Source organism: Mucilaginibacter sp., assembly GCF_036383575.1.
Lineage (GTDB): Bacteria > Bacteroidota > Bacteroidia > Sphingobacteriales > Sphingobacteriaceae > Mucilaginibacter.
This window is the reverse complement of the sequence record NZ_DASVOB010000315.1, coordinates 1-5,951: the sequence shown is the minus strand read 5'-3', so window position 1 is coordinate 5,951 and position 5,951 is coordinate 1. Positions and strand designations below refer to the sequence as shown.

The window sequence follows — 5,951 nt, the reverse complement described above, 5'->3', positions numbered from 1 at the left end:
TCATTGTGGGCACTTTTTATATCTATGAGATCGCGCCAGGTAATTCGGAAGAAGAATGCCGCAATCAATGCGGAAGCAGTAAAAACCCACAAGCCTGCCAGGTTTTCTGCGACTGTATTTACAAACAAGGCCTGCCATTGGATAGCGCATTGATCAGATTTGACCAGGCCAGATCTCATTGACGATCATACCCGGCCCCAATGCTACCCATGGCATAATTAAAACAGGGTCATGCTGAGCTTGTCGAAGCATGATGGGCAAGGCCTTTGCGCTCGAGTCTTCGACAAGCTCAGACTGACCGACCTATTTTGTCATTTCACCTTCAGAGTTCGCCGCATTTAAACACTCAACAGCACATCACCCGAAAAAACGAATCGGCCAAGCCACCTGGCAGTTAGAAACCCGTTAGCATGATTTAAAAGGTAATGAAGCTAAATCTAAGTATGACCATCAGTGACCGTACGCGATAAACGATCTATCTACCCGGATCCTATTTAACGGTGACAGTTTGCACAGCTTGTATAGCAATATCAGTCCGAACCGGCAATTGTTTTACTAAAGTTACGCCCGAGCCATCTAATTTCGATTTATAAATGGCCTGGCTCGAACCATCAGCATTAGCGGTTGAGAAGACCAGGTTACCGTCACCGGTAACTTTTGCCATTTCTTTATTCTGCAAATATAAACCCGGGGGCAGTGAAATATTGATCTTGTGCTGATCAGTGCCATCCAGGTTTACAGACCATAACTCATTAACACTATTTATCTGTTTCCTGTAGAAGGCTACATTGCCGCTCGTAACATCCTGCAAGGTTATATTGGCATCCCCTGATTCATGAAGTACCGGGCTCGCCCCCGATCCGTCAAGATTGCATTTGTAAATAGAATACGCCCCGGTGGCCGTTGTTTGGGTTATAAAAACGATACTTTTACCATCAGCCGTAACCTTCATAAGCTCTTCATTACTCAAAGTTATTCCATAAGGCAAGGTAATACTGATCTTTTGTTTATTGGACCCATCCAAATTTACCCTGTATACTTCAATATCGGCGTTAAGCTTAGCCTGCCAGAATAAAATGGAAGAGGGATCAATAAAACTTTGCAGAGCCAAATAATCGCCTCCATCAGTCATCACCGGCTTAACATTACTGCCATCGATATTGCATTTATAAATGCCATACTGACGCGGGTTATCAACGTAAGCCAAAAAAACAATGGTTTTGCCATCTTTAGAAACTTCTGCCATATCTTCATAATTCACCAGCAAGCTAGCCGGCAGGGAAAGATTGACCTTACTATCATTGGAGCCATCGTCGCTGACATTCCATAGTTCGTCAACAAAAGGGCCAGTGACACTCCTGCGGTAGTAGATCTGTGTACTTGAAGTGGTAGTTACCGGGTTATTATTGGCACTGGAAGATTTGCCGCATCCGTTAACTATTGCCAATCCGCTGATGAGGGAAATTGCTAAAATTGTTCTTGATAAAATGCTGGTTTTCATTTGTGTTAAGGTTTACGCTAAAATAACGTATTTTTTTAACAACTTGGAGCAGCTCCGTTTCAGCGTTAAGATTTAGCGAATTACAGTACAAAGCCACGCTCTTTGGTCAACTGGAACTTGGCTCCATGCACCTGGCAAAAGCCCCCGCTCTGATTAACCTTTATAGTTGCCTGTGGGAGGCGGATAGAACTTATCGAACGCAAGGCAAAGTAGTCCGGCTGAATGGTATTAATTATTATATGTCCATTTATAAAAGAGGCCGTCTCAATAGAGACAGCCTTGTAATACCCTGGTCATTAATGCGTTATTCCCCTTTCAAACTTTTCACCGGATTTGTTAATGCTGCTTTGATGGCCTGGTAACTTACCGTCAACACAGATATCAGTAATGTAAGCGACGCAGCTATCACAAAAACCCAGATATTGATGGTGATGCGGTAACTGTATCCTTTTAACCATTGATACATCAAATACCACGCGATAGGTGCCGCGATGCAAAAGGAGATCACGACCAGCTTCAGAAAATCCCTGGAAAGCAGTGAAGTCACACTCGCTACCGATGCGCCGAGCACTTTTCTGATGCCGATCTCTTTGATGCGGTTCTGTGCCATGTAAGCGGCCAGGCCAAACAATCCGAGGCTGGATATGATGATCGTCAGCCCGGCAAACAGGCTGGCCAGTGTACCTATCCGCTGTTCATCACCAAACTTTTTGGCATATTCCTGGTCTACAAAATTATACTCAAAAGGGTAATCCGGGTTGTATTTCTTAAATATGGCTTCGGCACGGCGAAGGTTCTCTTTAGTAGAGTTGGCATTATTGAGCTTGTAATGAATGATATTGAACCAGGAACTTGGCCCCTCGATCAGCATATGCTGCACAGGCTCGTAGGGTGAACTGATAATAAAATCCTTGATCACCCCTACAATATGCCAGGTCTTCATGTCTTTACCCTCTCCCTGGCTTATCGACTGGCCAACGGGATCTTTCAGGTTCATGATCTTAACCGAAGCTTCATTGATCAGCATTGCAGTTGAATCCGTTGGGTAATTCACAGGGTCGATATCCCTGCCGGCAACAAGCTTAAGCCCCATGGTTTTAACCAGGCTTCCATCCGAACTGTAAATAATAAAGTCAACCTTATTTTTAGGCAATGAGCCCGGCCAGTTGAAGCCCCAGCTATCGCTGTATCGCTGGGTTATGGGAGAATTAGTTTTGGATACAGAAGTTGCAGCCCCGCTGGAAAGTAATTCATTCCTGATGGCTTTATAGTGCTTATCAATTTCACCAGACATGAAAGAATAAACCAGGTTATCTTTCTTGTAACCGGTATCCCTGTCCTGGGCATATTGTAGCTGCTGGCGGATAATGATGGTGCAAATGATGAGCACTACCGCAAATGTAAATTGAATAACTACCAGTAACTTACGCGGAGTAACCAATGCGTTTGCCGCCTTAAAGGTACCTTTCAATACAGCTACAGGTTTGAAAGAAGACAGGTATAATGCCGGGTAGCTTCCTGAAATGATGCCGGTAATTATAATAAAGCCCAGCGCGATGAGCCAAAAGTATGGGTTGCTGTATGGTACAAATAACTGCTTTTGGGTAAGTTGGTTGAAACCCGACATGCTGAGCTGTACGATCACAATAGCGAAAATACCCGCGATAAAAGCGATCAAAACAGATTCGCCTAAAAACTGCCATATCAACGAGCCTCTTAATGCGCCTACGGTTTTGCGGATTCCTACCTCACGTGCGCGTTTCTCGCTCCTGGCCGTACTTAAATTCATAAAATTGATGCAGGCGATGACGAGAATCAGCACAGCTATCAGCGAAAATACCCTGACACGCTCGATTTTCCCGCCGACTATTTTCCCGTCTTCAAAATGCGAATACAAATGCCATTTACTTGCCGGGTGCAAAAACTGTTGAATATCCTTGGTGTCCGAGTGATTTTTAGTAAAGTTCTGCACGGCAGCATCAGCATGGGCTTCCGTTACGCCAGGTTTTAAAAGCACAAAGGTTTGAATGGAGTTATTGCCCCAGTATTCATCATCCTGCCCTATCTTTTTCAGGTATGACCATGGCATCAAGTATTCAAAATCAAAGCGGGTGTTATTCGGCAGGTCCTTCATCACGCCGGTAACCTTGAAGTAGGAATTACTATCTATTTTAATCGTTTTACCTATCGCATTTGCCTCACCGAAAAGTTTCTTTGAAAATTTCTCGGTGATCACGATGTTGTTTACTTCGTTCAACGCGGTTTTCTGATCGCCACTGATCAACGGGAAACTGAACATGGAAAGAAAGTCCGGATCGGTAAAGTCGCCTGCTGCTGTCAGGTGTTTATCGCCGATGGTAAATAAAAAACTGGCATTGGTAACCCTGGCTACTTTCTCCATTTGCGGCAATTCTTGTTTCATTACCCTGCCCATGATCTTAGGCGTGGTTTCCCAGCTCCATAACTTGCCATCAAACTTCGACTGGTTGTATATAGAATAAAGCCGATCCCGCTTTTCATGGAACTGGTCAAAGCTGAGCTCGTTATTGATCCACAACAAGATCAGCGCGGCGCTGGCCATGCCGATTGTTAGTCCAAGGATATTGATCAGGGAAAATGTTTTTTGACGCAAGAGGTTACGCCAGGTGATCTTTAAGTAATTTTTGAGCATATGATCAGGCTTTGATAACCATAAGACGACAGTATCAGGCATTAAGTTGCAGCCTTTTTTCTTTTTTCTATCAACAACAAAAATTTAAAAGCACCGGAGGCCATAAATAACCAATGGAGTGACAACGATTAAGACATATGTTGTTACTATAACAAACGTTTGCGTTACATTTTGTCTGCCTTTTTTGTCTTCAATAGCTTATTTTAGACAAGCACATCCGATCAAATGCCACACTCGCCATGAAAAAATACATATTGATTATCTGTTATATATTACTTGTTTCTGGCACGTATGCCCAGCCGGCTAAACATGATATGCACTTCAATACCCTTGCCGGGCGCTGGGATGAAGCCATTCCGCTGGGTAATGGCATGATCGGGGCATTGATATGGCAAAAGTCGGATCATTTACGCTTTTCGCTTGACAGGGCCGATATTTGGGATATGCGCCCCATGAAAGGCTTACACCGGCCGGAGTTTAACTATCATTGGGTTATTAGCCAGGTGAACAAGAAAGATTACGCTCCTGTACAAAAGTATTTTGACGAACCCTATGATAATGAGCCTGCTCCATCAAAAATCCCGGCGGGGGCATTGGAGTTTAACACCGAAAAATGGGGAAAGGTGGTGTCGGTCAATTTGCATTTGGCAAACGCGCTTTGCAGCGTAAAATGGGCTAATGGCGTAATACTTAAAACATTTGTTCATGCAACAGCCCCTGTTGGCTGGTTCCGGTTTGAAAACATAAACACCAACCTGGTGCCGCAGCTTATCGCGCCCAGGTATCAGGGCGTGGTAAAGGTTTCCGGCGATCCTGTTGGCGGCGATGACCTTTCCAGATTGGGGTACCCTCAGGGAAATATTACAAAGCATGGGGGTAATATCACTTATATACAAAAAGGCTGGAATGGTTTCTCGTACCAAATCAGTGTAAGCTGGCATAAAACAGGTTTACATACCATTGAAGGTGTATGGAGCATCTCCTCACAATATCCGGATCAAAAGAAACAAATTACTGCCGTTGTTACTGCTGAAAAAGCCTCTATACGTGGGTATAATAAAGATCATAGCTCACATAGCACCTGGTGGAAAAACTTTTGGGATAAATCAGCCATTCATATTCCCGATACCCTGCTTGAAAAACAATGGTACCTGGAACAATATAAATTTGGCGCGGCTTCAAGGCCGGGCGCCCCTCCTATTTCGCTTCAGGCGGTATGGACTGCCGATAACGGCAGGCTGCCGCCATGGAAAGGCGATTTTCATCACGATCTGAATACCCAGCTCAGTTACTGGCCAGGCTACAGTGCCAATCATTTGGAGGAGAGCATGACCTACCTGGATCATCTGGACCAAAACAAGGCCAGGTACAAGCAGTACACGAAAATGTATTTTGGCAAGGAAGGGTTGGCAGTGCCAGGTGTTACCACGCTTGACGGCACTGAAATGGGCGGCTGGATCCAATACTCCCTATCGCCTACGGTATCCTCCTGGCTGGCTCAGCATTATTACCTGCAATGGCGCTATAGTATGGACAGGACTTTCCTGCAACATAGGGCCTATCCCTGGGTAAAGGACGCAGCTGCATTTATCGAAAATATAACGGTATTGGACAGCGCCGGGCACCGCAAATTACCGATCAGCTCAAGCCCCGAAATTAATGATAACGATGTATCGGCCTGGTTTCATCAAAACACTAATTACGACCTGTCACTGATGAAATTCATTTTCAAAGCAGCGGCTGAAATGGCGGGTGAGCTTGGCCTCAAAAAAGAAGCCC

Annotated in this window: 4 protein-coding genes; 2 read left to right on the top strand and 2 right to left on the bottom strand. The window is 44.7% G+C overall.

The window, feature by feature from the left end; all coding sequences use genetic code 11:
* On the top strand, positions 1-182 hold a 182-nt coding region (locus VF500_RS10910; RefSeq protein ID WP_330859699.1), incomplete at its 5' end, for a hypothetical protein.
* A gap of 308 nt (positions 183-490) precedes the next feature.
* On the opposite strand, the gene VF500_RS10905 is transcribed toward VF500_RS10910, so the two are convergent.
* Positions 491-1,501 carry a TolB family protein gene (locus VF500_RS10905; RefSeq protein WP_330859698.1) on the bottom strand — a complete coding sequence of 337 codons (1,011 nt, stop codon included), beginning with the start codon at positions 1,499-1,501 and terminating at the stop codon, positions 491-493.
* 304 nt (positions 1,502-1,805) lie between these two features.
* Positions 1,806-4,172, bottom strand: a complete 2,367-nt coding sequence (locus VF500_RS10900; protein ID WP_330859697.1) for an ABC transporter permease — start codon at positions 4,170-4,172, stop codon at positions 1,806-1,808.
* 239 nt (positions 4,173-4,411) lie between these two features.
* Here VF500_RS10900 and VF500_RS10895 point away from each other — a divergent pair.
* The coding region (locus VF500_RS10895) for a glycosyl hydrolase family 95 catalytic domain-containing protein (RefSeq protein ID WP_330859696.1) at positions 4,412-5,951 on the top strand (1,540 nt) is incomplete at its 3' end.